The sequence below is a fragment of the Pseudomonas sp. No.117 genome (genome assembly GCF_054558395.1).
In genome coordinates, this window is record NZ_BAAJNP010000009.1 from 260,954 (window position 1) to 285,177 (window position 24,224).

At 68.3% G+C, this 24,224-nt stretch carries 24 protein-coding genes; 15 read left to right on the plus strand and 9 right to left on the minus strand.

The genetic code is table 11. The features are described from left to right. Positions 1-56 precede the first annotated feature (56 nt). The 3 genes from ACYJP6_RS22180 to ACYJP6_RS22190 all read left to right on the plus strand — a co-directional run bounded on the left by ACYJP6_RS22180 (position 57) and on the right by ACYJP6_RS22190 (position 2,281). Entirely contained in the window at positions 57-1,025 is a 969-nt protein-coding gene (locus tag ACYJP6_RS22180) for a GTP 3',8-cyclase MoaA (protein ID WP_459477897.1), read from the plus strand. 69 nt (positions 1,026-1,094) lie between these two features. Further along, the gene (locus tag ACYJP6_RS22185) at positions 1,095-1,709 is read left to right on the plus strand and encodes a DUF4823 domain-containing protein (protein ID WP_459477899.1); all 615 of its coding nucleotides are present in this window, start codon (positions 1,095-1,097) and stop codon (positions 1,707-1,709) included. 11 nt (positions 1,710-1,720) lie between these two features. Next, on the plus strand, positions 1,721-2,281 hold the full coding sequence (locus ACYJP6_RS22190) for a DUF1285 domain-containing protein (protein WP_459477901.1): 561 nt from the start codon (positions 1,721-1,723) through the stop codon (positions 2,279-2,281). A 32-nt stretch (positions 2,282-2,313) separates the two neighbouring features. Here the strand turns inward: ACYJP6_RS22190 and ACYJP6_RS22195 are convergent, their stop codons facing one another. Continuing rightward, complete coding sequence (locus ACYJP6_RS22195) at positions 2,314-3,963, minus strand: electron transfer flavoprotein-ubiquinone oxidoreductase (RefSeq protein WP_459477903.1); 1,650 nt, start codon at positions 3,961-3,963, stop codon at positions 2,314-2,316. A 292-nt stretch (positions 3,964-4,255) separates the two neighbouring features. On the opposite strand from ACYJP6_RS22195, the gene ACYJP6_RS22200 reads away from it, so the two are divergent. From ACYJP6_RS22200 to ACYJP6_RS22220, 5 genes are all read left to right on the plus strand, one after another. Then, positions 4,256-5,008 (plus strand): electron transfer flavoprotein subunit beta/FixA family protein, encoded by a 753-nt coding sequence (locus tag ACYJP6_RS22200; RefSeq protein WP_459477905.1) that lies wholly within the window; start codon positions 4,256-4,258, stop codon positions 5,006-5,008. Next, positions 5,008-5,937 (plus strand): electron transfer flavoprotein subunit alpha/FixB family protein, encoded by a 930-nt coding sequence (locus ACYJP6_RS22205; protein WP_459477907.1) that lies wholly within the window; start codon positions 5,008-5,010, stop codon positions 5,935-5,937. Before ACYJP6_RS22200 ends, ACYJP6_RS22205 begins: the two co-directional genes overlap by 1 nt. Before the next feature lie 217 nt (positions 5,938-6,154). Next, on the plus strand, positions 6,155-7,588 hold the full coding sequence (locus ACYJP6_RS22210; RefSeq protein WP_145008762.1) for an aminotransferase-like domain-containing protein: 1,434 nt from the start codon (positions 6,155-6,157) through the stop codon (positions 7,586-7,588). A 106-nt stretch (positions 7,589-7,694) separates the two neighbouring features. Then, positions 7,695-8,219, plus strand: coding sequence for a hypothetical protein (locus tag ACYJP6_RS22215; protein ID WP_459477909.1), 525 nt, complete (start codon positions 7,695-7,697; stop codon positions 8,217-8,219). 114 nt (positions 8,220-8,333) lie between these two features. After that, complete coding sequence (locus ACYJP6_RS22220; RefSeq protein WP_459477911.1) at positions 8,334-9,443, plus strand: Gfo/Idh/MocA family protein; 1,110 nt, start codon at positions 8,334-8,336, stop codon at positions 9,441-9,443. Between the two features lie 63 nt (positions 9,444-9,506). Here ACYJP6_RS22220 and ACYJP6_RS22225 read toward each other — a convergent pair whose 3' ends face one another. Beyond that, positions 9,507-9,674, minus strand: coding sequence for a DUF2897 family protein (locus ACYJP6_RS22225; RefSeq protein WP_459477913.1), 168 nt, complete (start codon positions 9,672-9,674; stop codon positions 9,507-9,509). A 48-nt stretch (positions 9,675-9,722) separates the two neighbouring features. Next, complete coding sequence (locus tag ACYJP6_RS22230) at positions 9,723-10,178, minus strand: multidrug/biocide efflux PACE transporter (RefSeq protein WP_459477915.1); 456 nt, start codon at positions 10,176-10,178, stop codon at positions 9,723-9,725. Between the two features lie 82 nt (positions 10,179-10,260). Here ACYJP6_RS22230 and ACYJP6_RS22235 point away from each other — a divergent pair, with 82 nt between their 5' ends. The 5 genes from ACYJP6_RS22235 (at position 10,261) to ACYJP6_RS22255 (ending at position 15,930) form a co-directional block, all read left to right on the plus strand. Then, positions 10,261-11,136 carry a LysR family transcriptional regulator gene (locus ACYJP6_RS22235; protein ID WP_459477917.1) on the plus strand — a complete coding sequence of 292 codons (876 nt, stop codon included), beginning with the start codon at positions 10,261-10,263 and terminating at the stop codon, positions 11,134-11,136. A 115-nt stretch (positions 11,137-11,251) separates the two neighbouring features. Further along, complete coding sequence (gene pyrF / locus ACYJP6_RS22240) at positions 11,252-11,950, plus strand: orotidine-5'-phosphate decarboxylase (RefSeq protein ID WP_459477919.1); 699 nt, start codon at positions 11,252-11,254, stop codon at positions 11,948-11,950. A gap of 103 nt (positions 11,951-12,053) precedes the next feature. Next, complete coding sequence (locus ACYJP6_RS22245) at positions 12,054-12,971, plus strand: AAA family ATPase (RefSeq protein ID WP_459477921.1); 918 nt, start codon at positions 12,054-12,056, stop codon at positions 12,969-12,971. Then, the gene (locus tag ACYJP6_RS22250) at positions 12,968-13,924 is read left to right on the plus strand and encodes a DUF58 domain-containing protein (protein WP_459477922.1); all 957 of its coding nucleotides are present in this window, start codon (positions 12,968-12,970) and stop codon (positions 13,922-13,924) included. Before ACYJP6_RS22245 ends, ACYJP6_RS22250 begins: the two co-directional genes overlap by 4 nt. After that, positions 13,921-15,930 carry a transglutaminase TgpA family protein gene (locus ACYJP6_RS22255; RefSeq protein ID WP_459477924.1) on the plus strand — a complete coding sequence of 670 codons (2,010 nt, stop codon included), beginning with the start codon at positions 13,921-13,923 and terminating at the stop codon, positions 15,928-15,930. The genes ACYJP6_RS22250 and ACYJP6_RS22255 overlap by 4 nt, the downstream gene beginning before the upstream one ends. On the opposite strand, the gene ACYJP6_RS22260 is transcribed toward ACYJP6_RS22255, so the two are convergent. The 3 genes from ACYJP6_RS22260 to ACYJP6_RS22270 all read right to left on the minus strand — a co-directional run bounded on the left by ACYJP6_RS22260 (position 15,912) and on the right by ACYJP6_RS22270 (position 18,431). Next, positions 15,912-16,091 (minus strand): hypothetical protein, encoded by a 180-nt coding sequence (locus ACYJP6_RS22260; RefSeq protein ID WP_459477926.1) that lies wholly within the window; start codon positions 16,089-16,091, stop codon positions 15,912-15,914. The two genes, ACYJP6_RS22255 and ACYJP6_RS22260, sit on opposite strands and share 19 nt — an antisense overlap. 74 nt (positions 16,092-16,165) lie before the next feature. Next, positions 16,166-17,440: a methyl-accepting chemotaxis protein gene (locus ACYJP6_RS22265; protein WP_459477928.1), complete on the minus strand. Its 1,275-nt coding sequence runs from the start codon at positions 17,438-17,440 to the stop codon at positions 16,166-16,168. Between the two features lie 160 nt (positions 17,441-17,600). Further along, entirely contained in the window at positions 17,601-18,431 is an 831-nt protein-coding gene (locus ACYJP6_RS22270) for a TatD family hydrolase (protein WP_459477930.1), read from the minus strand. Between the two features lie 89 nt (positions 18,432-18,520). Between ACYJP6_RS22270 and ACYJP6_RS22275 the strand changes: the two genes are divergently transcribed. After that, a complete protein-coding gene (locus ACYJP6_RS22275) occupies positions 18,521-19,951 on the plus strand; it encodes an MltF family protein (RefSeq protein WP_459477932.1) in 1,431 nt (476 codons plus the stop codon). A 153-nt stretch (positions 19,952-20,104) separates the two neighbouring features. Continuing rightward, positions 20,105-20,410, plus strand: a complete 306-nt coding sequence (locus ACYJP6_RS22280) for a hypothetical protein (RefSeq protein WP_310126036.1) — start codon at positions 20,105-20,107, stop codon at positions 20,408-20,410. Positions 20,411-20,413: 3 nt separating this feature from the next. On the opposite strand, the gene greB is transcribed toward ACYJP6_RS22280, so the two are convergent. From greB to ACYJP6_RS22295, 3 genes are read right to left on the minus strand one after another with little or no spacing between them, the layout of a single operon-like run. After that, complete coding sequence (greB, locus tag ACYJP6_RS22285) at positions 20,414-20,917, minus strand: transcription elongation factor GreB (RefSeq protein WP_459477934.1); 504 nt, start codon at positions 20,915-20,917, stop codon at positions 20,414-20,416. 3 nt (positions 20,918-20,920) lie between these two features. After that, a complete protein-coding gene (locus tag ACYJP6_RS22290) occupies positions 20,921-23,431 on the minus strand; it encodes an ABC transporter permease (RefSeq protein WP_459477936.1) in 2,511 nt (836 codons plus the stop codon). Then, positions 23,428-24,102, minus strand: coding sequence for an ABC transporter ATP-binding protein (locus ACYJP6_RS22295; protein WP_459477938.1), 675 nt, complete (start codon positions 24,100-24,102; stop codon positions 23,428-23,430). The genes ACYJP6_RS22290 and ACYJP6_RS22295 overlap by 4 nt, the downstream gene beginning before the upstream one ends. Between the last annotated feature and the right edge of the window lie 122 nt (positions 24,103-24,224).

Here is a 24,224-nt window from a genome sequence, read left to right on the forward strand (position 1 = left end):
TAGAGGCAAGGGATGCCGTGCCATCCCTTTTCTCTCGTTCTAGTGGAGTTCCCAAGATGATCGTCGACCGCCAGGGTAGGGCGTTTCGCAACTTGCGGATCAGCCTCACGGCGGCCTGCAACTATGCCTGTACGTATTGTGTGCCCAATGGCAAGCGACTCGTGGCTGCGCAGGACGAACTCAGTGCCGAGACCATGGCGCGTGGGGTGGAATACCTGATCGATGCCGCCGGCATCGAGCGGCTGCGTATCACCGGCGGCGAGCCGCTGGTCACGCCGCGGCTGGAGCCGTTCCTCGCGCGTGTCGCGCAGCTCGGCCTCAAGGACATCAGCCTGACCACCAACGGCCAGCTGTTGCCGCGCAAGCTGGATTTCCTCATCGACCATGGCATCCGGCGCCTGAACGTCTCCCTCGATACCCTCGACGCCGAGGCCTTTCCACGGCTGGCCCGCGGTGGCGACCTGGCGACGGTGCTGGCCGGACTCGAAGCGGCCCACGCGGCGGGCCTCAAGATCAAGCTCAACATGGTGCCCCTGCGTGGGCAGAACCTGGACCAGGTGCTGCCGCTGCTGGACTACTGCCTGGAACGCGGCTTCGAGCTCAGGTTCATCGAGCTGATGCGCATGGGCCATCTGGCCAAGGATCCGGTGACCTTCAACAACCAGCTGGTGCCCCTGGCCGAGTTGCTGGAGATCATCGGTTCCCGCCACGCCTATGTGCAGGCCAATGCGCCGGTGGATTCCACTGCCTTGCGCTATCGCGTCGAATCCGGTGGCCACTTCGGCATCATCGCCAACGAGAGCGTGCCCTTCTGCCGGACCTGCTCGCGCCTGCGGCTGTCGTCCACCGGCTGGCTGCACGGCTGCCTGTCGTCGAGCAATCGCCACTATGTCGGCGATCTGCTGGACAAGCCCCGCCACCTGGCACTGCCCGCCTTGCAGCGGCTGCTGGTCAAGGCCCTGGGCGACAAGCAGGACGTGGCCTTCTCCGGTGGCGTGACGGTTATGAAGATCATCGGCGGCTAGAGCTGGCGCGAAAGCTGCTATGGCCCCTGTATCGACGGCATCTTGGCGCCGGACAGGGGCTTCATCTCCATGGTACGACTGCGATTTCTGCTTCTCTCCCTAATGTTCGCCGGCCTCGGCGGCTGCATGAACGTCAGCGACATGGCGTCCGGCGTCGAGTACCACCTGCGCGATGCGGGACTGCTCGACTACAGCAAGACCCAGCGGCTGAACAACTTTCGGCTGCAGGCCGACTCCTATATCTACATCGCCCAGGGCGCCTTCGTCCCCATCGGCCATCCCTATGCCCGGCCCAACGTGGTCGCCGAGGAGGCCTTCAAGGGGTTCGTGGAGTACTTCCCGCGGGTCAGGCGGGCGGACAAGCCCGAGGGCTTCGACGAGGCCATGGCCAAGGCCCGCCAACTGGGTGCCCACTATGTGCTCTATACCCGTTTCGCCGGGGCGGACGACCGCATCGGGACCTGGGAGGAGTGGGAAGACCAGGACGACATCGGGCGAGTCGGCCGTGACCGCAGCGTGGTGCAGATGATGTTGGTGGAGGTCGCCACCTTCCGCCTGGTGGACACGGCGCGGATCCGTAGTCGCGGCGGCTTCTTGACGTTCTACGACGAGCGCCCGGAAGACCTGCTCGGCCCGGCGCTGAACGAATACGCCCAACGCCTCCTGGGGTTGGGCCCACGCTAGAGGAGAGGGCTGTGCAGCCAGGTGACGTAACGCGCAATCTGCTGGCGCAACTGCCGACCAGCGAAGATGGCCGCCTGCCGCCGGTGGAACTCTGGCATCCGCCTTTCTGCGGCGACATCGACATGCGCATCGCCCGCGACGGCACCTGGTACCACCAGGGCACGCCCATTGGCCGGCCGGCCATGGTGCGCCTCTTCTCCACCATCCTGCGCCGTGATCCGGAGCGCTATGTACTGGTGACACCGGTGGAATGCGTCGGCATCCAGGTGGAGGACGTACCCTTCCTCGCCGTGGACGTCGAATGGCGCGGCGACGGAACAGACCAGGCGCTGGATTTCCTCACCAACGTGGGCGACAGGGTCGCCGCTGGCGCCGAGCACTCGCTGCGCTTCGCCGAGCAGGATGGCCAGCCGGCGCCCTATGTCCGGGTGCGCGGTGGCCTGGAGGCGCGGCTCAATCGGGCGGTCTTCTACCAGCTGATGGACAGGGTCGAGCAGGGCAGCCATCAAGGGCAGGACTGGCTCGGCCTCTGGAGTCGCGGCGTCTTCTTTCCCGTCGCTCCCGCCGAATGAAGAAAGGGCCCCGAGGGGCCCTTTCTTGTGACTTACATGTTGGGGTAGTTCGGGCCGCCACTGCCTTCCGGCGCCACCCAGGTGATGTTCTGCGCGGGATCCTTGATGTCGCAGGTCTTGCAGTGCACGCAGTTCTGGGCGTTGATCTGGAAGCGCGGCTCGCCGCCATCGCGCACCACCTCGTAGACCCCGGCCGGGCAATAGCGCTGCGCCGGCTCGTCGTACAGCGGCAGGTTCTGGGCGATGGGGATCGACGGGTCCTTGAGCTTCAGGTGGACCGGCTGGTCTTCCTCATGGTTGGTGTTGGAAAGGAATACCGAGGAGAGCTTGTCGAAGCTCAGCTTGCCATCCGGCTTGGGATAGCTGATGCGCTGCGCCTCGTCGGCCTTCTTCAGGCAGGTATGGTCCATGCGGCGGTCGTGCAGGGTGAAGGGCAGGGCGCCGCCCAGCAGGTTGTGCTCGACGAAGGCGAAGGCCGGGCCGAGCAGCGGACCGAACTTGTGCATGGCCGGGCCGAAGTTGCGGCTGGCATGGAGTTCTTCCTGCAGCCAGCTGCCCTTGAAGCCGTCCACGTAGCCCTGCAGCTCGTCACCCTCGCGACCTGCGGCCAGGGCGGCGACGATGGCGTCGGCGGCGAGCATGCCGGACTTCATCGCGGTGTGGCTGCCCTTGATCTTGGCCGGGTTGAGGGTGCCTAGGTCGCAACCGATCAGGGCGCCACCGGGGAAGACCATCTTCGGCAGGGAATTCAGGCCGCCTTTGACCAGGGCGCGGGCGCCGTAGGAGACGCGCTTGCCACCTTCCAGGTACTGGGCCACCACCGGGTGGTGCTTGTAGCGCTGGAATTCGTCGTAGGGCGACAGGTGCGGATTGCTGTAGGCCAGGTCGACGATCAGGCCGACCACCACCTGGTTGTTTTCCAGATGATAAAGGAAGGAGCCGCCCGGATTCTCCTTGTCCAGCGGCCAGCCGGAGGTGTGGATCACCAGGCCCTGCTCGTGCTTGGCCGGATCGATCTCCCACAGTTCCTTGATGCCGATGCCATAGTGCTGCGGATCGGCGCCTTCGCCGAGCTTGAATCTCTGACCCAGCTGCTTGCCCAGGTGACCACGGCAGCCCTCGGCGAAGAGGGTGTACTTGCCGCGCAATTCCATGCCGGGGGTGTAGACGCCTTCCTTGGGCTGGCCTTCGCGATCCACGCCAAGGTCGCCGGTGATGATGCCGCGCACCACGCCCTGCTCATCGATCAGCGGTTCCTGGGCGGCGAAGCCCGGATAGATCTCCACGCCCAGGGCTTCGGCCTGCTGGCCCAGCCAGCGGCAGAGGTTGCCCAGGGAGATGATGTAGTTGCCCTCGTTGTGCATGGGCTTGGGCACGAAGAAGTTGGGCACCTTGGTGGCCTGGCGCTCGTCCTTGAGCAGGTAGATGTCATCGCGCTTGACCGGGGTGTTCAGCGGCGCGCCCAGCTCCTTCCAGTTGGGAAACAGCTCGTCCAGCGCCCGGGGTTCGAAGACCGCACCGGAGAGGATATGGGCGCCGACCTCGGAGCCTTTCTCGACCACGCACACGCTGATTTCCTGGCCCTGTTCGGCGGCCTGCTGCTTGAGGCGACAGGCCGCGGACAGGCCCGCGGGGCCAGCCCCGACGATCACCACGTCGAATTCCATGTATTCGCGTTCCACGGCTCACTCTCCTCAGGCAAAACTCACGATCTGGTTATTTATGTAGGGGTACAACAAAAGACTTCATTATATCCGGGGCGCTCCCTGGCACCCATTCAAACGTTTGTTTAAATTTTCTGCAAGCCTGTTAGACTCGGGTATCACTGGCCCCTGACGGACTGTCGCGTTGACCCCTGCTGGCTTGGACGTCAACATAGGAAGAATTTGCAACTAGGTGTTGGCCGACAGGGGTCGTGTCAACGCAAGGCCGCCTTGGCGTCCTGTTTATTCACCAGAATAAATCGAGGGATTCATGAAGGTTCTCGTAGCTGTCAAACGCGTGGTGGACTACAACGTCAAGGTCCGCGTCAAGGCCGACCAGACCGGGGTCGACCTGGCCAACGTCAAGATGTCCATGAACCCCTTCTGCGAAATCGCCGTGGAAGAAGCGGTGCGCCTGAAGGAAAAGGGCATTGCCAGCGAGATCGTGGTGGTGACCGCCGGTCCCGCCCAGGCGCAGGAACAACTGCGTACCGCCCTGGCCCTGGGCGCCGATCGCGCCGTGCTGATCGACACCGGCGCTGCCGAGCTGTCGTCGCTGACCACCGCCAAGCTGCTCAAGGCCGTGGTAGATAAGGAGCAGCCGCAGCTGGTGATCCTCGGCAAGCAGGCCATCGACAGCGACAACAACCAGACCGGCCAGATGCTGGCCGCCCTGACCGGCTTCGCCCAGGGTACCTTCGCCTCCAAGGTGGAGCAGGCCGGTGATGGCCTCAACGTGACCCGCGAGATCGATGGCGGTCTGCAGACCGTGGCGCTCAAGCTGCCGGCGGTGGTGACCACCGACCTGCGCCTCAACGAGCCGCGCTACGCCTCGCTGCCGAACATCATGAAGGCCAAGAAGAAGCCGCTGGAAACCCTGACCCCCGACGCCCTGGGTGTGGCGGTCCAAGCCTCCTACGAGGTGGTCAAGGTGGAAGCCCCGGCCGGCCGCCAAGCGGGCATCAAGGTCAAGTCCGTGGCCGAACTGGTCGAAAAACTCAAGAACGAAGCTAAGGTGATCTGATGGCCATTCTCGTCATTGCCGACCACGACAACGCCAGCCTCTTCGGCGCCACCCTGAACACCGTCGCCGCGGCCCAGGCCATCGGTGGCGACATCCACGTGCTGGTCGCCGGCCAGAACGCCCAGCCGGTCGCCGAGGCCGCCGCCAAGGTCGCCGGCGTCAGCAAGGTGCTCCTGGCCGACAACGCCGCCTACGCCCACCAGCTGCCGGAAAACGTCGCGCCGCTGGTGGTCGAGCTGGCCGGCAACTACAGCCACGTGCTGGCTGCCGCCAGCACCAACGGCAAGAACTTCCTGCCGCGCGTCGCGGCGCTGCTGGACGTCGACCAGATCTCCGAGATCATCGCCGTCGAATCCGCTGATACCTTCAAGCGGCCGATCTATGCCGGCAATGCCATCGCCACCGTGCGCTCCACCGCCCCGATCAAGGTGATCACCGTGCGCGCCACCGGTTTCGATCCGGTCGCCGCCGAGGGTGGCTCCGCCGCCATCGAGGCCGTGAGCCTGGTCAAGGACGCCGGCATCTCCAGCTTCGTCGGCGAAGAGCTGGCCAAGTCCGACCGTCCCGAGCTGGGCGCCGCCAAGGTGGTGGTCTCCGGTGGTCGCGGCCTGCAGAACGGCGACAACTTCAAGATCCTCTACGCCCTGGCCGACAAGCTGGGCGCGGCGGTGGGTGCCTCGCGGGCCGCGGTGGACGCCGGCTTCGTGCCCAACGACATGCAGGTCGGCCAGACCGGCAAGATCGTCGCTCCGCAGCTGTACATCGCCGTGGGCATCTCCGGGGCCATCCAGCACCTGGCGGGCATGAAGGATTCCAAGGTGATCGTCGCCATCAACAAGGACGAGGAGGCCCCGATCTTCCAGGTGGCCGACTATGGCCTGGTGGGTGATCTGTTCGAACTGGTGCCGGAGCTGGAAAAGGCCGTCTAAGGCTCTTCCGCTCGCAAGAAGCCCGCCCCTCGGCGGGCTTTTTCATGGCCGCGCCAATGCTTAGCGCAGAGCCTCGGCATCGAGCTGGAGCATGGCGCTGCCTTGTCGTTTTTGGACATTGCCGCCTTGGGAATGGAAGCGGTAAGGTCAGTACCAGCTGTACCGGTATACCTTCAGGGTAGCCTGCTACTGTTCCGCTCTTGTCCAGGAAGACGCCATGACCAATCTGTTGCTCTATCAGCGCATCGCCCAGCAATTGGCGAACGACATCCGCACGGGGGTCTACAAGCCCGGTGAGCGGGTGCCCTCGGTGCGCAAGCTGAGCCAGCAACTGGGCGTCAGCCATGCCAGCGTCCTGCAGGCCTATGCCACCCTGGAGGACCAGGGCCTGATCCGCGCGCGGCCGCAGTCGGGCTTCTACGTACACCAGACGCCGGCCCTGACCGCACCGACGCCGGACATCGCCACCGTGGAGCGGCCGAGCCTGGTGACCCGCGCCGGCATCATCAACCAGGTGCTGGCCGAATCGCGCCGCGAAGGCGTGGTGCCCCTGGGCATGGCGGTACCCCAGCCCGACTATCTGCCGCTGCGGGCCTTGCACCAGCAGCTGTCCAAGGTGACCCGCTTCCAGGCCCGGGCGGCCTTTTCCTATCTGCACAGTCCGGGCTTCGAGCCCCTGCGCCGCCAGGTGGCCATCCGCCTGCGCGATGCCGGGGTGGTGGTGGGTCCGGAAGAGGTGGTGATCACCCATGGCTGCGTGGATGCCCTGCAGATGTCGCTGCGGGTGCTGACCAAGCCCGGCGATCTGATCGCCACCGAGTCGCCGTCCTACTATGGGCTGCTGCAACTGGCCGAGGTGCTGGGCCTCAAGGTGATCGAGATCCCCTGCGATCCCGAGACCGGCCTCAGTGTCGAGGCCCTGCAACTGGCGGCGAGCCAGTGGCCGGTCAAGGCCCTGGTGGTGGCGGCGCGCCTGAGCAACCCGCTGGGTGGCAGCATGCCGGAGGCGCGGCAGAAGCAGCTGCTGCGGCTGGCAGCCGAGCGCAACATCGCCATCGTCGAAGACGACATCTATGGCGAGCTGACCTACGACAGCGGCTCCAAGGCGCTCAAGGCCCTCGACAAGCAGGGGCGGGTCATCTATTGCTCGAGCTTTTCCAAGACCATCTCGCCGGGGGTGCGCATCGGTTGGGTGGTGGCCGGTCCCTACCAGGACGACATCTGCCGGCTGCAGACCTTCACTACCCACTCTGCCTGCAGCGTGACCCAGATGGGGGTGTCCGCCTACCTGGAGAACGGCGGCTATGACCGCCACCTGCGCGCCATCCGCCAGGAATACCGGCGCAACATGACCGCTTTCCAGCTGGCGATCCAGGAGCATTTCCCCGAGGGCACCCAGATGAGCAGGCCCAATGGCGGCTTCATCCTCTGGGTCAGCCTGCCGGTGCGGGTGGATACGCGCCTGCTGCACCAGCGGGCGCTGGATCAGGGCGTGAGCATCGCGCCGGGCATGATCTTCAGTAACACCGACCAGTTCAACCATTGCATTCGCCTCAATTGCGGGCTGCCCTGGGGCCGGGATGCCCAGCGGGCGCTTATGACCCTCGGCCTGCTCGCTCGTCAGCTCTGCCAGGAAACCCTGGCCGCCTAGGGGCCCCTCCGGAACCCGTTTCAGGACGGAAAGGTCGGTTGTAGGGACAGATCCTGCCGCGCCGGCCATTGCTTTGCGGGCGCGGTCCCTTTTGGGATGGTGACCTATGCGTGGATACCTGGCGGTGTGGGCGACGGCAACCCTCCTGTTGCTGGCGGGTTGCGACCAGGACGGGCCGCCGAAGACGACCCAGGCGAATCCTGCCCCTACCCCTGTGACCCCGACCCCGCCAGTCGCCAGTGCCCCTCAAGGCAGCGCCGCCGACTTGCGCGCCCTGCGCCTGGATCCCTTGCCAGCCAAGGCCTTCGTGCTGCCAGCGCCGCCGCCGAAGAAGCAGGACCTGGCGAAGAACAGCCAGCTCCGGAAACCGGCGGCGGCCAAGGCGCCACCGGCCCCCGCTCATCCTCTCGACCTCAGCGTGCCCGGTGAGGCCACGCCGCCGCAGGCGCTGGCATCCCATCGTGCCGCGCCCGGGAAAGCGGAGAACGCCGTGGCCGACGCCAACCTGCTGCCGCAGCTGTTTCGCAAGGAAGACGACCCCGGTCGTTTCGAACTGGGCGGGCGGGTGATCAGCCGGGATCGCAGCGACGACTTCGAGGGAGCGGAAGTCGAGTTGCGCTTTCGCCGCTAGTCCCAGGGGCGCGCGAAGCCGCGGCGGACTCCCGGGTTCGGAACTTCATGCCCTCGGCGCTTGCCGACAGTTCAGGTGGCGGACGTGTCGTCTGCCTGACTTCGGGAGTATTCCATGCCCAGTGCGACAGGCAAGATTCGTTATGCGGTGGTAGGTGGCGGTTGGATTTCCCAGGGCGCCTTCATGCCTGGGATCGGCCAGACCGACAACTCCGAGATGACCGCGCTGGTCACCGGCGATCCGATCAAGGCGCGAGACCTGGCGGCGAAGTACGGCCTCAAGAGTTACTCCTACGAGGAATTCCCGATCCTGCTGACCTCCGGGGAGATCGATGCCATCTACCTGGCGACGCCCAACTTCCGCCATCTGGAATTCGCGGTCCCGGCGCTGGAAGCCGGTATCCATGTGCTGCTGGAAAAGCCGATGGCGATCAGCGAGGAAGAGTGCCAGGCGATCAATGCGGCAGCCGAGCGTTCCGGGGCCAAGTTGATGATCGCCTATAGACTGCATTGCGAGCCGGGTACGGTAGAAATGATCGAGCGGGTGCGCAATGGCGAGATCGGTGATCCACGGCTGTTCACCTCGACCTTCACCCAGCCGGTCGACACGGCCAACCACCGAGCCCAGAGCGGCTTCTGGGCGGGTCCCGTCACCGACATGGGGCCCTATCCACTCAATGCCGTGCGGTCGCTCTTTGCTGACGAGCCCATCGAAGTCGGTGCCATGGGGGTGCAGACACCCGGGCGCGACATCACCACCTGGGATGCCGTGACCGTGACCTTGCGCTTCCCCGAGGAGCGACTGGCCAGCTTCACCGTCAGCTTCAGCGGACCCAATACCGAGCGCTTCCAGCTGGTGGGCAGCAAGGGGGAGATCGAGGCTTCGCCGTGCTTCGGTTTCGGTGAAGGCGTCGCCATCGGCTATCGCCTGACGGTGGCTGGCGAGACCCAGGAATTCAAGGCGCCGGTGGTGGATCATTTTGGCGGCGAGACGGCCTATTTTTCCGACTGCATCCTCGAGGATCGCCAACCGGAAATGGACGGAGAGGAGGGCTGGCGGGACGTCCGGGTACTGGCGGCCATCGAAAGGGCGCTCGAGACCGGGCAGGCGCAACGCCTGGAGCCGCTGCCCAAGCGCCAGGGGCCGAGCCGCGCGCAGGTACGCAGCCTGCCGCTGGCCCAGGTACCGGAGTACGTCAATACCAAGGCACCACTGGAGTCCTGACGGCACGAGGCCCCGCCACACGAGGTGTGGCGGGGCCTCTTCAACTGGAGCCCGGGCGCCTTGCTAGCGGTCCTGGGCCTCCTTGGCGTCCATCTCGGCATTGCGTTGCCGGATCTTGTCTTTCTGCTCTTCGGTCAGGGGCACCTTGCGGGCCGTGTCCTTGAGCATGAGTAGGCTGCCGACCACGGAGCCCACGGCGATCAGCAGGATCAACCAGGCGTACCAGGGCATCTGTCTTCTCCTTGAGTGGCTATGATCGTTCGACCACGCCAGGGCCTATCAGTGCGCCTGGCACGGGTTATTCGTGCGCTTCAGCCAGGCGGCGTAACCCAGATCATAGAGCCAGTTGAAGGCCAGAGTGTAGGGCAGGAAGAACAGGATCAGCCCCAGGTCCAGCAACAGCGCCTGCCACAGGTCGATGGACAGCCACCAGGCGGCCAAGGGCACTAGCAATACGATCAAGCCGCCTTCGAAGCCCAGCGCATGCAGCAGGCGCGCGCTCAGCCCGCGGTTGAAGCCCAGGCGCTGCTGCAACCTATCGAAGCCCAGGTTGAACAGCAGGTTCCAGATCATGGCGATGGCGGAAAAGGCGGCGGTGAGGGCACCCATGTGAGCCAGAGAGCGCTCCATCAACCACGCCAGGCTCGGGGTGGCGATCAACACGGCAATGCCTTCGAAGAGCAGGGCGTGCAGCAATCGGGCACTGGCGGAACGTTGGGTGAGCGAGAGGGACATGAGGCGTCTCCTTGATGGACAGGCTTGCAGTCTCATCGGTTAAGCTGGGGGTATCAAAGTGGATTCCATAGGCTGAGCCGATATGTACCCCAATGCCGAGGCCCTGGAAGCCTTCGTCGAAGCCGCCGCTGCCGGCTCCTTCAGCGCCGCGGCGCGGACGTTGGGCAAGCGGCAATCCAGCATCAGCGAGAGCATCGCCCGCCTGGAAGACGAGCTGGGGGTGGTGCTCTTCGATCGACAGGGCCGCTATCCGCAGCTCACGGCCGCGGGTGAACAGTTGCTCGACCAGGCCCGCGCCGTGCTCTCGGCCCACGACCGCTTGGCCAGCCGCGCGACCCAGCTGGCGGCGGGCGTGGAGCCGAGATTGACCCTGGTGATCTCCGATACCTATCAGCCCACCCGCTACGAGGCCTTGCTGACCGAGCTGGACCAGCGCTATCCGGATCTCGAGTTCGAATGCCTGATCGCCGAGGACGCTGACGTGCTCAGCCTGGTGCAGGGGCGGGCGGATCTCGGCCTGCTGGCGGCGCAGCCGCCCTATCCGGCCGGCATCGAGGCCGCGACCCTGGATGGGCTGGTCACCTTCGGGCTGTACGTTGCCGCCGATCATCCGCTGGCGGCCTTGCCGACCGTTACCCCCGCCGAACTCGCGCCCCATCGGCTGCTGCGCCTGAGCACCGTGACCGAGTCGTCGCAGCAGGTGTGCCATCTGCCGGATACCCGTGGGCGCTGCTGGTCGGCGCCGGACTATCTGCTGTTGCTGGACATGGCCGTGCAAGGCTTCGGCTGGGCCGAGTTGCCGCTCTGGCTGGTGGCGACCTTCGGCCAGGGCCGCCTGGTGGAGCTGGCCGTACCGGGCTGGCCCCGGCGGGTGGCGGTGGATGTGATCTGGTCACGCCGGCAGGCCTTGGGGCCGGCGGGCAACTGGCTACGCGAGCAACTACTCAAGCCGGGTTGAGGCGGCAGGGCCCCGGGCGGACAGCCGCGCCGGGGCCCTGCCGGACAGTCGATAAGTGCCCGCGCGGCGCTTTTCTGCGAAAATGCCGGCCTTTGCCGTTTTGCCGAGAGCCCCCATGTCCGCCTGCCAGTCTCCCATCATCGTCGCCCTGGATTTCCCCTCGTCGTCCGCCGCCCTGGCGCTGGCCGACCGGCTCGACCCCGCCACCTGCCGGGTCAAGGTCGGCAAGGAGCTGTTCACCGCCAGCGCCGCCGGCGTGGTGGAGGCGCTGCGTAAACGCGGCTTCGAGGTCTTCCTCGACCTGAAATTCCACGACATTCCCAACACCACAGCCATGGCGGTCAAGGCTGCGGCGGAAATGGGCGTCTGGATGGTCAACGTCCACTGCTCGGGCGGCCTGCGCATGATGACCGCCTGTCGCGAGACCCTGGAAGCCTTCAACGGGCCCAAGCCGCTGCTGATCGGCGTGACCGTGCTGACCAGCATGGAGCGCGAGGACCTGGCCGACATCGGCCTGGACGTGGATCCCCAGGAGCAGGTCCTGCGCCTGGCCGGCCTGGCCGCGCGTGCCGGTCTCGACGGCCTGGTGTGCTCGGCCCAGGAGGCGCCGGCGCTCAAGGCCGCGCAGCCGGCGCTGCAACTGGTCACCCCCGGCATCCGGCCGGCCGGCAGCGCCCTCGACGACCAGCGCCGCATCCTCACCCCACGCCAAGCCCTGGATGCCGGCTCCGACTACCTGGTGATCGGGCGTCCCATCGCCCGCGCCGCCGATCCGGCGCGCGCCGTGGAAGAGATCCTCGCCACCCTGAAATAAGCGGCAAACCTCTCGGGCGGCGTTCGCCGGCCGAAGGTGCTGCTATTCTCGATCTGCAAGCCGGCGTCTTCTCGCGCCGGCGCAAGGCGAGAGACCTCAGGGCATGCACGATAGGTTGAACGCCTGTCTCAAGGCGGTAGACGGCGTTTTGTTGGGCAAGGAAACCCAGGTCAGGCTGGCGCTGGCCTGCCTGCTGGCACGGGGGCACCTGCTGATCGAGGACCTGCCCGGCATGGGCAAGACCACCCTCAGCCATGCCCTGGCCAGGGTGCTGGGACTGTCCTTCCAGCGCATCCAGTTCACCTCGGATCTGTTGCCCGGCGATATCCTCGGCACCTCGGTGTTCGATCGCGACAGCGGCCAGTTCGTCTTCCATCCCGGTCCGGTGTTCGCCGAGTTGCTGCTGGCCGACGAGATCAACCGGGCCACGCCCAAGAGCCAGAGTGCGCTGCTCGAAGCCATGGAAGAGGGGCAGGTGACCATCGAGGGCGCCACCCGGCCGCTGCCCGAGCCCTTCTTCGTCATCGCCACCCAGAATCCGGTCTCCCAGGGCGGCACCTTCGCCTTGCCGGAGTCCCAGCTCGACCGCTTCCTGATGCGCCTGTCGCTCGGCTATCCGGGCCGGGCCGCCGAGCGCGCCCTGTTGCTCGGTGGTTCCGGTCGCGAGCAGCTGCCGCGGCTGGAGCCGCTGCTGGATCACGCCCAGCTGCGGCTGATCCAGGCCGAGGTGCCGCGCATCCATGCCAGCGACGCGGTGGTGGACTACGTGCTGCGCCTGGTGGAGGCGACCCGCACCCAGGCGTCCTTCGCCCTGGGGCTGTCACCCCGTGGCAGCCTGGCGCTGCTGGCGGCGGCGCGGGCCTGGGCCTTGCTGGCCGGTCGCGACCACGTGCTGCCCGAGGATGTCCAGACGGTCCTGCCGGCGGTGGCGGGGCACCGCCTGCGCGACATCGCCGATCCGGCCGGACACGGCGGCGGCGCCCTGGTGCAGTGGCTACTGCGCGAAGTCCCGGCGCTGTGACCGGCAGCGCCTGGCAGCGCTATCGAGACGGCTGGCTGGCGCGACGGATACCGCCGGCCAATCGCATCACCCTCGATCAGCGTCGCATCTTCATCCTGCCCACCCGCCAGGGCGCGGCCTTCGCCGTTGCGTTGCTGCTGATGCTGCTGGCCGGCATCAACTACCAGAACAGCCTGGCCTATGGGCTGACCTTCCTGCTGTTTTCCCTGGCGCTGGTGGCCATGCTGCACACCTATCGCAACCTGGCCGGCCTGCTACTGGCCGGTGGCGGCGCCAGCCCGGTGTTCGCCGGGGAGGTCGCCGGCTTTCGCCTGCGCCTGGAAAGCGACCGGCGCGCGCACCAGGCCATCGCCCTGGGGTGGCGCGGCGAGCCCCTGGTGGTCAGCGATGTCCCGGCGGGCGAGACGGTCGCCCTGCAGGTCTTCCATCCCGCGCCGACCCGGGGCTGGCTCAGGCCCGAGCGCCTGCGGGTGGAGAGCCGCTTTCCCCTGGGCCTGTTCGTCGCCTGGAGCTGGCTGGACCTGGACGTGCGCGGCCTGATCTATCCGCGTCCGCTGGAGGCGGCGCCACCGCCGCGCAGTGGCGAGGACAGCGGCGGCGAGGAAGGCCAGCGCCAGGCGGGGCAGGGCGCCGATGATTTCCAGGGCTTGCGGGCTTATCAGCCGGGGGATTCGCGGCGGCGACTGGACTGGAAGGCCTTTTCCCGCGGCCAGGGCCTGCTGGTGAAGGACTTCACCGCCCTGGCCGGCAGCGAACTCTGGCTGGATTTCAGCGTGCTCGATGGCGATACCGAGACGCGGCTGTCCTGGCTGTGCCAGGCGGTACTGGACGCCAACGCCCGCCAGTTGCGCTTCGGCTTGCGGCTGCCCGGCCAGGAGCTGGCGCCGGCGACCGGGGAAAACCAGCGCGACGCGGCGCTCCAGGCCCTAGCCCTGTTCGGGCGCCCGGTATGAGCGCCAGCCTCCCGCAACCCATCCCCCGTATCGCCCTGATCTGGCTGCTGGTGGCCCAGGCGCTGGTGATCCTGCCGCACCTCACCCACCTGCCGCCCTGGGTCGGGCTGCTCTGGGCCTTCTGCGCCGGCTGGCGGGTGCTGCTGTTCCGCATGCAGGTCCGGGCGCCCACGCGGATCGAGAAAGGCGGGTTGCTGCTGCTGGCCATGGGCGGCATCTGGCTGTCGCGCGGCTCCTTCATCGGCCTGGATGCCGGCGCCGTGCTGCTGCTGGTGACCTTCGCCCTCAAGCTGATCGAGATGCACAGTCGCCGCGACGCCCTGGTGGTGATCTACCTGGGTTTCTTCGCCGTGGTGATCGCCTACCTGTTCGAGGACGGCCTGCTCGCCGCCCTCTACAGCCTGTTGCCGGTGACCGCCCTGGTGGCGGCGCTGATCGGCCTGCAGCAGAGCGCCCTGGCCAGCCGCCCGCTGGCGACCCTGAAAGTCGCCGGCACCCTGCTGTTGCAGGCGGTACCACTGATGCTGCTGCTGTTCCTAGTGTTCCCGCGGATCGGTCCGCTGTGGTCGCTGCCCCAGCCGGGCGACCAGGCGCGTACCGGATTGGGTGAGAGCATGGCGCCGGGCGAGATCGCCCAGCTCTCGCAGTCCGCCGAGCGGGTGTTCCGCGTCAGCTTCGACGGCGAACGGCCGGCGCAGCGCGACCTCTACTGGCGTGCCACCACCTACGAGCGCTTCGACGGCGCGCGTTGGTCGGTGGATCCGGACACGGCCTGGAGTCCGGAGCCGGCCTGGACGCCGAGCGGTCCCCGGCTGGACTACCAGGTGGTCATGGAGCCCAGCGGGCGACCCTGGCTCTATGGGCTGGACGTCGCGCGCAGCGACCAGCGCGACGTGCGCCTGGCCAGTGACTTCCACCTGCAGCGCCGGCGCCCGGTGGACCAGGCGCTGCGCTATCGGGCGACCAGTTGGCCCCAGGCGCTGCGCGAGCCCGGTCGGCTGTCCGCCTCCAGCCAGCGCCGCGCCCTGCAACTCCCCAGTGGCGGCGAACCCCGTACCCGCGCCTGGGTCGCCCAGCTCAAGGCGCGCCACCCGGCGCCAGAGGCCCTGGCCGCGGCGATCCTGGCCTATTTCCGCCAGCAGCCCTTCGTCTACACCCTGCAGCCGCCCACTGCGAGCGTCGATGCCATCGACGCCTTCCTGTTCGACAACCGTCGCGGCTTCTGCGCCCACTATGCTGGCGCCATGACCTTTGCCCTGCGGGTGGCGGGCATCCCGGCGCGGGTGGTGGCGGGCTACCAGGGCGGTGAATTCAATGCCGCGGGCGGCTACCTGCTGGTGCAGCAATTCGACGCCCATGCCTGGGTGGAATACTGGCTGCCGGGGCGCGGCTGGATCAGCGCCGATCCCACCGCCCAGGTGGCGCCCGAGCGGGTCGAGCGCGGGCTGCAGGAAGCCCTGGCGGCCCAGGGCACGGCCAATGAATTCCTCGCTGGGGATCCCTTCGCCGCCAATCGCTACCGAAATCTCGCCTGGCTCAACACCCTGCGACTGGGCTGGGACAGGGTCAATTACGGCTGGCAGCGCTGGGTGCTCAACTATCAGGAGGACACCCAGGGCGAGGTGTTCAAGCGCCTGCTGGGGGAGGGCTCGCTGCAACGCCTGGGGCTGATCTTGGCTGGAATGGTGCTGGCGATACTCGGGGTGATGGCGCTGCTGGTGCTCAAGCCGTGGCAGCGGCAACGGGATCCACTGCTGGCGCGCTTCGCCCAGTTCGAACGACTGCTGGCGCGTCAGGGGATAGTCCGCCGCCAAGGCGAGCCGGCCGGCACCTTCGCCGCGCGGGCCATGGCCGAACTACCCGCGGCGCGCGAGGCTATCGGGGACTTTGCCCGGGAATTCCAGGCGCAACGCTATGCCGGTCGCCCTCAGGACCCGGCCGCTTTGGCGCGCCTGCTCAGGTCGCTGGGCCGCCGGTTGCGGGCTGGTCAGGCGCGCAGCGACTGAGGCGCGGGGAGCACCTCGGGTTCCTGCAGGGCGAAGGCCACCAGGCAGGCCAGGGCGCCGAGGATCAACGCCTGGGGATGGGGGCTGCCCAGGGCCTGGGCAATGCAGCCGAGGCCGAGCAGCAGCAGGACGACGGAGGTGAGGGTAGTGACCGAGCGCATGACGGGTCTCCGGAAAGGTGCGGGCATCTTGCCGCCTGTCGGGCAACCGCGCGAATGCGCTCTCGCTATGGAGCCTATAGGCGCAACTGGCGGATCGCCTGGTTCAGGGTGCCGGCCAAGGCAGCCAGTTCGGTACTGGTACTGGCCGAGTCTTGCGTGAGCAGCATGGTCCTTTCTGTGACATCGCGGATGCCTACCACCGACCTGCTCATCTCTTCCGCCACCTGGGCCTGCTGTTCCGCGGCCACGGCGATCTGGGTGTTGCTGTCACGCATCAGGGTCACCGCGGCGGTGATGTCGGCCAGGGCCTGCCCGGCGGCACCGGCTTGGACCACGCAGTTGTCGGCCTTGAGCGAACTCTCGCGCATGAATTCCACGGCATCGCGGGTGCCGGCCTGGAGGCCGTCGACCATGCGGGTGATCTCGTCGGTGGAGCCCTGGACGCGCTTGGCCAGGTTGCGTACTTCGTCGGCCACCACGGCGAAGCCACGGCCGGCCTCGCCGGCGCGGGCGGCTTCGATGGCGGCATTGAGCGCCAGCAGGTTGGTCTGCTCGGCGATGCCGTGGATGACGTTGACCACGCTGGTGATGCGCTCGCTGTTCTCGGCCAGCTCCTGGATCATCACCGCGGTCTGCTGCACGCCCTGCGACAGGTCGGCGATGGAGTGGCTGACGAGATCCACCGCCTGCTGACCGGCACCGGCCAGGCGGTCGGCTTCCTGGGACTGGTCGCGGGTACCGGCGGCGTGCTCGGCGATCTGCTGCACGGTGGCGCTCATCTCGTTGATCGCCGTGGCGGCCTGGTCGGTCTCGTGCTGCTGGTCGTGCATGCCGCCGCGGACGCCCTGCATGCCGCTGGCCAGGCGGCCGGCGCCTTCGTCCAGGCGCGCGGCGCTGGCGGCCACGGTGCCGACGACGCGGGTGTAGCTGTCCTGCATGGCGTTGAAGGCCTGGGTCATCTGCCCGACCTCGTCGCGACCACGCACCTCGACCCGAGCGGTGAGGTCGCCGTCGCGTTCCACCCGCAGCATGGTGTCCTTGAGGCGTTGCAGGTTGCCGAGGATGAAGCGGATCAGCAGCTGCGAGGCCACCAGCAGCACCAGCATCAGCACGCCCACGGCCAGGGCGTATTCCGGCGCCCGGGCCAGGAAGACCTCAGTGAAGGTCGGGGCGCTCAGGTGGGCGGCCGTCTCACCCAGGGCGGTCCTGACTGCCTTGAGCTGCTCGGCGCGACCCGCGACTTCCAGCTGCATGGCGAACAGCACCAGCAAGAGGCTGGTGACGAAGGCGACGGCATTGACCGCCCAGAATTTGTACTTGAGAGAGATATCGCGCAGCCAGGCGAACATAGGGGGCATCCAGTCGGCGGGGCCGTCCAGCCTGACAGGCCGAGGCAACCCGGATCTTGACTGGCGTCAACGTCCTGCAGGGAGGGGCGCGACGCCGCGGAACGAGCCCAGAGGTTAACGGCGTTTGTCGCCTCGACTTTAGCGCGACCGCGCCCCGGCGCTAGTCGAACTCCTCGCTCCGCTCTGGCAGGCGCACTTCCAGCAGCCCGAAGAAGGCGCGGGCAGTGGCGGTGGTGTGCAGGGCGGTCTGCTCGGGCGTTTCGTTGCGCAGGCGCGCCACGGTGCGCAGGATCTCCGGCAGGAAGGCCGGCTCGTTGTGGCCATGGCGCGGCTTGGGCCTGAGGGTGCGCGGCAGCAGGTAGGGGGCGTCGGTTTCCAGCATCAGCCGGCCGACCGGGATCTGGCCGACCAGCTCGTGCAGGTGCAGACCGCGGCGCTCGTCGCAGATCCAGCCGGTGATGCCCAGATGCAGGTCCAGATCCAGGTAGCCATAGAGCGCCTTGCGCTCGCCGGTGAAGCAGTGCACCACGGCGGCCGGCAGGTGGTCGCGGTAGTCGCGCAGGATCGCCAGCATCCGCTCGCTGGCGTCGCGCTCGTGGAGGAACACCGGGCGGCGCAATTCGGCGGCCAGGGCCAGTTGTTCCTCGAAGCAGCGCTCCTGCTGCGGCCGCGGGGTGAAGTCGCGATTGAAGTCCAGCCCGCATTCGCCCAGGGCGCGGACCTTGGGCTGGCTGGCCAGGTCGCGCAGGGTCCTGGCGGCGGCCGCGTTCCAGGTCGAGGCTTCGTGAGGATGGACGCCTGCGGTGCTGAACAGCGCCTCGCCTGCGTCCAGGCGCAGGCAGAGATTCAGGGCGTTCTCGCTGTCTTCCAGGGTGGTGCCGGTGAGCACCAGTTGCACCACGCCGGCCGCCTGGGCCCGCTCGATCACCGCGTCCACCTCCTTGAGCAGACTGGGGTGGGTGAGGTTGACGCCGATGTCGATCAATTGCATGGTGCGGACCTTCTACGAACTCTAGTCCTTTCATTCTATCCGTAGTCCGGGTGCTATCGGCGTCGTCCCGGCCAGGTCAGGAGTCCTGGATGCCGTTTCGATTCACCCTTGTCCTTGTTGGCTGCCTGCTCGCCTGCTCCGCCCAGGCGCGGCTCGGCGCCCTGCCACCCGAGGCGCCGCGCCATGTCGCGGCGCGCGACCTGACCGCCATCGAGCGGGCTGGCGAGTTGCGCGTGCTGGTCAACCAGAGTCGGCACAGCTCCGGCGAATGGAATGGCCAGGCGCTGGGCGTCGAATATCGCCGGCTGCAGGCCTTCGCCCGTTACCTGCAGCACCAGCCGGGCGGACGGCAGCTGCGCCTGGTATTCGTCCCCAAGGCCAAGGAAGACTTGCTGCCGGCCCTGCAAAGAGGTGAGGGCGACCTGGTGGCGCCGGGGGAAACCCTGTTGCCGCCTGCGCACTCGGCGCTGATCGCCGCCGCGGTGGCCGCGCCGGCCAACCTGGTGGTGGTCGGCGGTCGCGGCCAGCGCCTGCCACGCCATTTGGAGCAACTGGCCGGGCGGCGGGTGGTGCTGCCCCAGGGCAGCGCGGCCGGACCGGCCCTGGCCCGGCTCAATGCCCAGCTGGAAAAGCGCCGGCTACGGCCGGTGCAGATCGAATGGGCCGATCCGAGCCTGGCGGTGGAAGATGTCCTGGAATTGACCCAGGCCGGTATCTATCCGCTCAGCGTCGTCGAATCCGGGCTGGCCCATCGCTGGGCGCGGGTGCTGCCGCGGCTGCGGGTGGCCGACCGGGTGGTGGTGGCCCATGACCAGGCACAGCTCTGGTATCTGCGCGCCCCGGCGCAGCAGCTCGCCGCACGGGTACGGGCCTTCGCCCGGCAACCCCAGGCGCGCGACGACGACCAGGCCTTTCGCCAGGCCTACGCCCGCCGCTACCAGGTGCGCGATCCACTCCAGGCCCATGACCGCAAGCGCCTGGCCAAGGTGCGGCCGCTGCTGCAGCACTACGCCAAGGCCTACGACTTCGACTGGCTGACCCTGGCCGCCATGGCCTACAAGGAGTCCGGCCTCGATCCCCATGCGCGCGGTGCCGGCCGCGCCGCGGGGCTGCTGCAGATCACCCCGCGGGCGGCGCGCAGCGTCGGTGTGCGCGACCTCCACTCCGCCGACGCCAACGTCAAGGCCGCTACCCGCTACCTGGCCCGGCTGCGCCGGCAATTCTTCGCCAGTCCGAGACTGGACGAGTGCGAACGCCGGGCCTTCACCCTGGCGGCCTACAACCTCGGACCGGAACGGGTCCAGGCCTTGCGGGCCAAGGCGCGCAAGCAGGGCCTGGACGGGGACCGCTGGTTCTTCCAGGTCGAGCGCGTCGCCGCCGAGGAGGTGGGCATCGGCGTGGTCAACTACGTCGCCAGCGTCAACAAGTACCGGGTGGCCTTCAGTCGCGAACGGGCGCGCCTCGAGGCGCCGGCAGTGGCGGTGACGAGTCCCGGGAAGGCCCGTCGTGAAGAGGGTTGAGACCCGCTTGACAGGGGGGCTGGGGCCTCCCTAGGATGGTTCCGCGCCGATTTAAACAGCAACTTGCGGGGCGCTCCCAAATACCGCTAAAGCGCTGGACGGAACAGGCCTCGTACTACCGCCCAGCTGGACCTACGAGGCGGAATCCTGTCCATGCTACCTCTCCCGCTACGCCTGACCCCGCTCACCCAGGGCAAACTCGCCTGTCATCCCGCCATCCTGCTCGGCGGCCCCGACCAGCCGACCTTGCTGCGCTATCTTGAAGGCTGGCCCAAGCGCTGGCCCCACAGCCGTACCCTGCAGATCCGTTTCGCCAATCAGGCCGAGCAACTGCGCGGCTTTGGTAACGACAGCTTCGACTTCGCGGTGGTGCAGTCGCCCGGACGGGCCGGCCTCGAACCCCTGGTGCGGGAACTGACCCGGGTGGCGCGGCAAGGCGTGATTACCCGGCGGCGCTAGCCCTCACTCGTCCGGATAGGCGATCTCGACGATATACCAGCGCTGTTCGCCGGCTGGCGTCTGCAAGCGGACTTCCGCGTCCAGCGCCTTGCCGACCAGCGCCCGCGCCAGGGGCGAGTCGATGCTGATGAGGTTCTGCCGGAGGTCCAGTTCGTCCGGGCCGACGATGCGGTAGCGCTTCTCGGCGCCGTCCTCGTCTTCCAGGGTGACCCAGGCGCCGAAATAGACCTTGCCCGGATCGGCTGGCCGTTCGCGGATCACCTTGAGATTCTCCAGGCGCTTGCGCAGAAATCGCACCCGGCTGTCGATCTCGCGCAGCATCTTCTTGCCGTAGATGTATTCGGCGTTTTCCGAACGGTCGCCCAGGGCCGCCGCCTCGCTCACCGCCTGGGTGACCTGGGGCCGGCGGACGTTCCACAGCTCGTGGAGTTCGGCGCGCAGCCGGGCTTCGCCGGCGGCGGTGATCAGGGGCGTGCCGGCGGTGCGCGGCGGACGGTAACGGCTCATGGATCAGCTTTCTCTCAGGATCAGTAACGGACTGGCGGTGACGGCCCGCCGCGTGCCCAGCAGCCCGGCCGCGCCGACCAGCAGGGCGCCCAGCACCGGCAGCAGGAGCAGCCAGGGGTGGGGTTGCCAGTCCAGGTCGAAGGCCAGTCGGTAGAGCAGGGCGCTGACGATCTCGCAACCGAGCGCCGCGAGCAAGCCGCTGGCGCCGCCGAGCAGGAGGAATTCGGTGCGCCGCGCCCGTTGCAGCAACTCGCGCCGGGCACCCAGGGCGCGCAACAGCGCGCCCTGGCGGATGCGCTCGTCGAGGGTCGCCTGCAGGCCGGCCAGCAGCACGGCGATGCCGGCGGCCAGCACGAACAGCAGCACGAACTCCACCGCCACGCTGACCTGGCGCAGGATGCTGCGCAGCTGATCGAGCAGGGCGTCGATGGGCAGCAGGGTCACCGCCGGGAATTGCCGGGCCAGGGCCAGCAGCTCGCGGTCATGCCCGGGCGGCAGGTAGAAGCTGCCGAGGTAGGTGAAGGGCACGCCCTCCAGGGCACCTGGGGCGAAGATCACGAAGAAGTTGGGCTGGAAGTTGTCCCAGCCCACCTGGCGCAGGCTGGTGACCCGCGCCTCGACCTGGCGGTCGCCGATGACGAAGCCCAGGGTGTCGCCCAGGCCGACGCCGAGGCTGCGCGCCAGCTCGCTTTCCAGCGAGACGCCCGGCAGGTCGCCGGCAGGCAGGGTGTCCCACCACTGGCCGGCTTCCAGGCGATTGCCGTCCGGCAAGCGCGCCGACCAGGTCAGGTTGAGATCGCGCCGGGTCGCCCGTCCGCCGCGGGAGTCGTCCTCCAGGCCTTCCTGGGCCGGATGGCCCTTCACGCTGACCAGGCGCCCCTGGACGATGGGGTAGAGCGGACTGGCATGGGGCGAGAGCCCGGCGACGGCGGTGGCGAAGGCCTGGCGTTCGTCGGGCAGCACATTGAGGGCGAAATGGTTGGGCGCCTCGGCCGGCAGTTGCGCCTGCCAGCGTTCCAGCAGCTCGCCGCGCAGCAGCACCACCAGACTCATCGCCAGCAGGATCAGGCCGAAGGCCAGGGTCTGGCCCACCGCCGCCAGCGGATGGCGCAGCAACTGGCCGAGCCCCAGGCGCCAGGCCAGGGGCGCACCCTGCAGGCCCCGGCGCAGGCCGCGCAGGGCCAGGTAGAGCAGGCTGCCGAACAGCAGCCCGGCGACCAGGCCGCCCACCAGCAGCGCTAGGGTCAGGCGCAGGTCCAGCGACAGTCGCCACATGATCAGCCCGAGGGCGAGCAGGGCGCAGCCATAGACCAGCCAGGTGCGCAGCGGCACGGGTTGCAGATCGCTGCGCAGGACCCGCAGCGGCGGCACCCGACCCAGGGCGGCCAGCGGCGGCAGGGCGAAGCCGACCAGGGCGACCAGGCCGGTGCCCATGCCCGCCAGCGCCGGGCCGATACCGGCCGGCGGCAGCCGGGCCGGCAGCAGGCCGTGCAGCAGGGCGAACAGCACCAGTTGCGCCAGCCAACCGAGCAGGGCGCCCACCAGGCTGGCGGCCAGGCCCAGCAGCCCCAGCTGCAGGCCATAGAGCAGCAGGGCGTCGCGGCGGGTCAGGCCGAGGCAGCGGAGCAGGGCGCTGGCATCGAAGCGCCGCGTGGCGAAGCGATTGGCCGACAGCGCGACCGCCACTCCGGCCAGCACCACCGCCACCAGGCTGGCCAGGCCGAGATAGCGCTGGGCCCGTTCCAGGGCATTGCCCAACTGCCGGTTGCCATCGCCCGGTCCCTCGAAGCGCTGGTTGGCGGCGAGTGCCGGCGTGAGGGTCTGCCGGTAGCTAGCCAGGGCCTGCGGCTCGCCGCGCCAGAGCTCGCGGTAACGCACCCGGCTACCGGGCTGGATGACGCCAGTGGCGGCGACGTCGGCGAGATTGATCAGTACTCGTGGCGTCAGGCTGTAGAAGTCGCCGGCGCGATCCGGTTCGTAGGTGAGCACCCGGGTGATGGTGAGCGGCTGGCGGCCGATATCCAGGCGATCACCGACCCGGGCGTCCAGCGCCAGCAGTAGGCGCGGCTCGACCCAGGCCTCGCCGGGCGCCGGGGCGCCGCCCGGCTGGTCGGGTGCGTCCGGCGCCGCAGCGCTGCGTACCTCGCCGCGCAGCGGGAAGTTCGCCTCGACCGCCTTGACGCTGGCCAGTTGCAGGGCTTCGGCGCCGGCCGCCATGGTGCTGAAGGTCAGCGTCCGGCTGTGGGCGAGGCCCAGGCGCTGGCCGGCCTCCACCTGCTCCGGGCGCGCCGGCTCGCTGCCGACCAGGACCAGGTCGGCGGCGAGGAATTCGCTGGCACGATCTTCCATGCCGGCGCCCAGGCGGGCGGTGAAGTAGCCGATGGCGACGCTGGCGGCGACGGCCACCACCAGCGCCAGGCAGAGCATGCGGATCTCGCCGGCGCGCAGCTCGCGCAGGCTCTGCCGCCAGGCCAGCAGGAACAGCCGCACGAGCGGTAGGCCGGTCCCCTTCATGCCGCGACCTGCCGACCGGCTTCCAGCCGTAGCTGCCGGGCGCAGCGTGCGGCCAGGCGCTCGTCGTGGGTCACCAGCACCAGCGTGGTGCCCCGTTCCCGATTGAGTTCGAACAGCAGGTCGCTGATGTGGGCGCCGGTGCGGCTGTCGAGATTGCCGGTGGGCTCGTCGGCGAAGAGGATGCTCGGCCGCGGGGCGAAGGCCCGCGCCAGGGCCACCCGCTGCTGCTCGCCGCCGGACAGCTGCCGCGGGTAGTGGCGCAGCCGCTCACCGAGACCGACCCGCTGCAGCAGCGCCACCGCCTGCTCGCGAGCCTGGCGGGCGCCTTCCAGCTCCAGCGGCAGCATCACGTTCTCTAGTGCCGTGAGGCTGTCGAGCAGCTGGAAGGACTGGAAGACGAAGCCCACCCGCTCCGCGCGCAGGCGGGCGCGGGCATCTTCGTCGAGGGTGTCCAGGCGCTGGCCGGCCAGGTGCACCTCGCCGGCGCTGGGCAGGTCGAGGCCGGCCAGCAGGCCGAGCAGGGTGGATTTGCCGGAACCCGAGGCACCGACGATGGCCAAACTGTCGCCGGCCTGCAGTTGCAGATCCAGCGCCTGGAGGATCGGCAGCGCACCTTCCGCGCCTGTGACGACCTTGCTAAGGTTCCGTGCCAGCAAAATGACTTCGCTCATGAGGTATCCGATGCCGTATTCGAGGGGCCCGCAGGCGGGCGGCTGTGGCGAGTTAGAGTCGAAAAGCCGAGCGAAGTCCAGAGCGCCTTTGCGGCAAGGCATTGCCTGGTTTCTGGCCGTGG

What these genes read in the sequence shown, in the direction of transcription:
- ACYJP6_RS22180 (WP_459477897.1), top strand. Translation starts at nt 57, where the DNA reads ATGATCGTCGACCGCCAGGGTAGGGCGTTTCGCAACTTGCGGATCAGC.
- ACYJP6_RS22185 (WP_459477899.1), top strand. Translation starts at nt 1,095, where the DNA reads ATGGTACGACTGCGATTTCTGCTTCTCTCCCTAATGTTCGCCGGCCTC.
- ACYJP6_RS22200 (WP_459477905.1), top strand. Translation starts at nt 4,256, where the DNA reads ATGAAGGTTCTCGTAGCTGTCAAACGCGTGGTGGACTACAACGTCAAG.
- ACYJP6_RS22205 (WP_459477907.1), top strand. Translation starts at nt 5,008, where the DNA reads ATGGCCATTCTCGTCATTGCCGACCACGACAACGCCAGCCTCTTCGGC.
- ACYJP6_RS22210 (WP_145008762.1), top strand. Translation starts at nt 6,155, where the DNA reads ATGACCAATCTGTTGCTCTATCAGCGCATCGCCCAGCAATTGGCGAAC.
- ACYJP6_RS22215 (WP_459477909.1), top strand. Translation starts at nt 7,695, where the DNA reads ATGCGTGGATACCTGGCGGTGTGGGCGACGGCAACCCTCCTGTTGCTG.
- ACYJP6_RS22220 (WP_459477911.1), top strand. Translation starts at nt 8,334, where the DNA reads ATGCCCAGTGCGACAGGCAAGATTCGTTATGCGGTGGTAGGTGGCGGT.
- ACYJP6_RS22225 (WP_459477913.1), bottom strand. Translation starts at nt 9,674, where the DNA reads ATGCCCTGGTACGCCTGGTTGATCCTGCTGATCGCCGTGGGCTCCGTG.
- ACYJP6_RS22230 (WP_459477915.1), bottom strand. Translation starts at nt 10,178, where the DNA reads ATGTCCCTCTCGCTCACCCAACGTTCCGCCAGTGCCCGATTGCTGCAC.
- ACYJP6_RS22235 (WP_459477917.1), top strand. Translation starts at nt 10,261, where the DNA reads ATGTACCCCAATGCCGAGGCCCTGGAAGCCTTCGTCGAAGCCGCCGCT.
- pyrF (WP_459477919.1), top strand. Translation starts at nt 11,252, where the DNA reads ATGTCCGCCTGCCAGTCTCCCATCATCGTCGCCCTGGATTTCCCCTCG.
- ACYJP6_RS22245 (WP_459477921.1), top strand. Translation starts at nt 12,054, where the DNA reads ATGCACGATAGGTTGAACGCCTGTCTCAAGGCGGTAGACGGCGTTTTG.
- ACYJP6_RS22255 (WP_459477924.1), top strand. Translation starts at nt 13,921, where the DNA reads ATGAGCGCCAGCCTCCCGCAACCCATCCCCCGTATCGCCCTGATCTGG.
- ACYJP6_RS22260 (WP_459477926.1), bottom strand. Translation starts at nt 16,091, where the DNA reads ATGCGCTCGGTCACTACCCTCACCTCCGTCGTCCTGCTGCTGCTCGGC.
- ACYJP6_RS22265 (WP_459477928.1), bottom strand. Translation starts at nt 17,440, where the DNA reads ATGTTCGCCTGGCTGCGCGATATCTCTCTCAAGTACAAATTCTGGGCG.
- ACYJP6_RS22270 (WP_459477930.1), bottom strand. Translation starts at nt 18,431, where the DNA reads ATGCAATTGATCGACATCGGCGTCAACCTCACCCACCCCAGTCTGCTC.
- ACYJP6_RS22275 (WP_459477932.1), top strand. Translation starts at nt 18,521, where the DNA reads ATGCCGTTTCGATTCACCCTTGTCCTTGTTGGCTGCCTGCTCGCCTGC.
- ACYJP6_RS22280 (WP_310126036.1), top strand. Translation starts at nt 20,105, where the DNA reads ATGCTACCTCTCCCGCTACGCCTGACCCCGCTCACCCAGGGCAAACTC.
- greB (WP_459477934.1), bottom strand. Translation starts at nt 20,917, where the DNA reads ATGAGCCGTTACCGTCCGCCGCGCACCGCCGGCACGCCCCTGATCACC.
- ACYJP6_RS22290 (WP_459477936.1), bottom strand. Translation starts at nt 23,431, where the DNA reads ATGAAGGGGACCGGCCTACCGCTCGTGCGGCTGTTCCTGCTGGCCTGG.
- ACYJP6_RS22295 (WP_459477938.1), bottom strand. Translation starts at nt 24,102, where the DNA reads ATGAGCGAAGTCATTTTGCTGGCACGGAACCTTAGCAAGGTCGTCACA.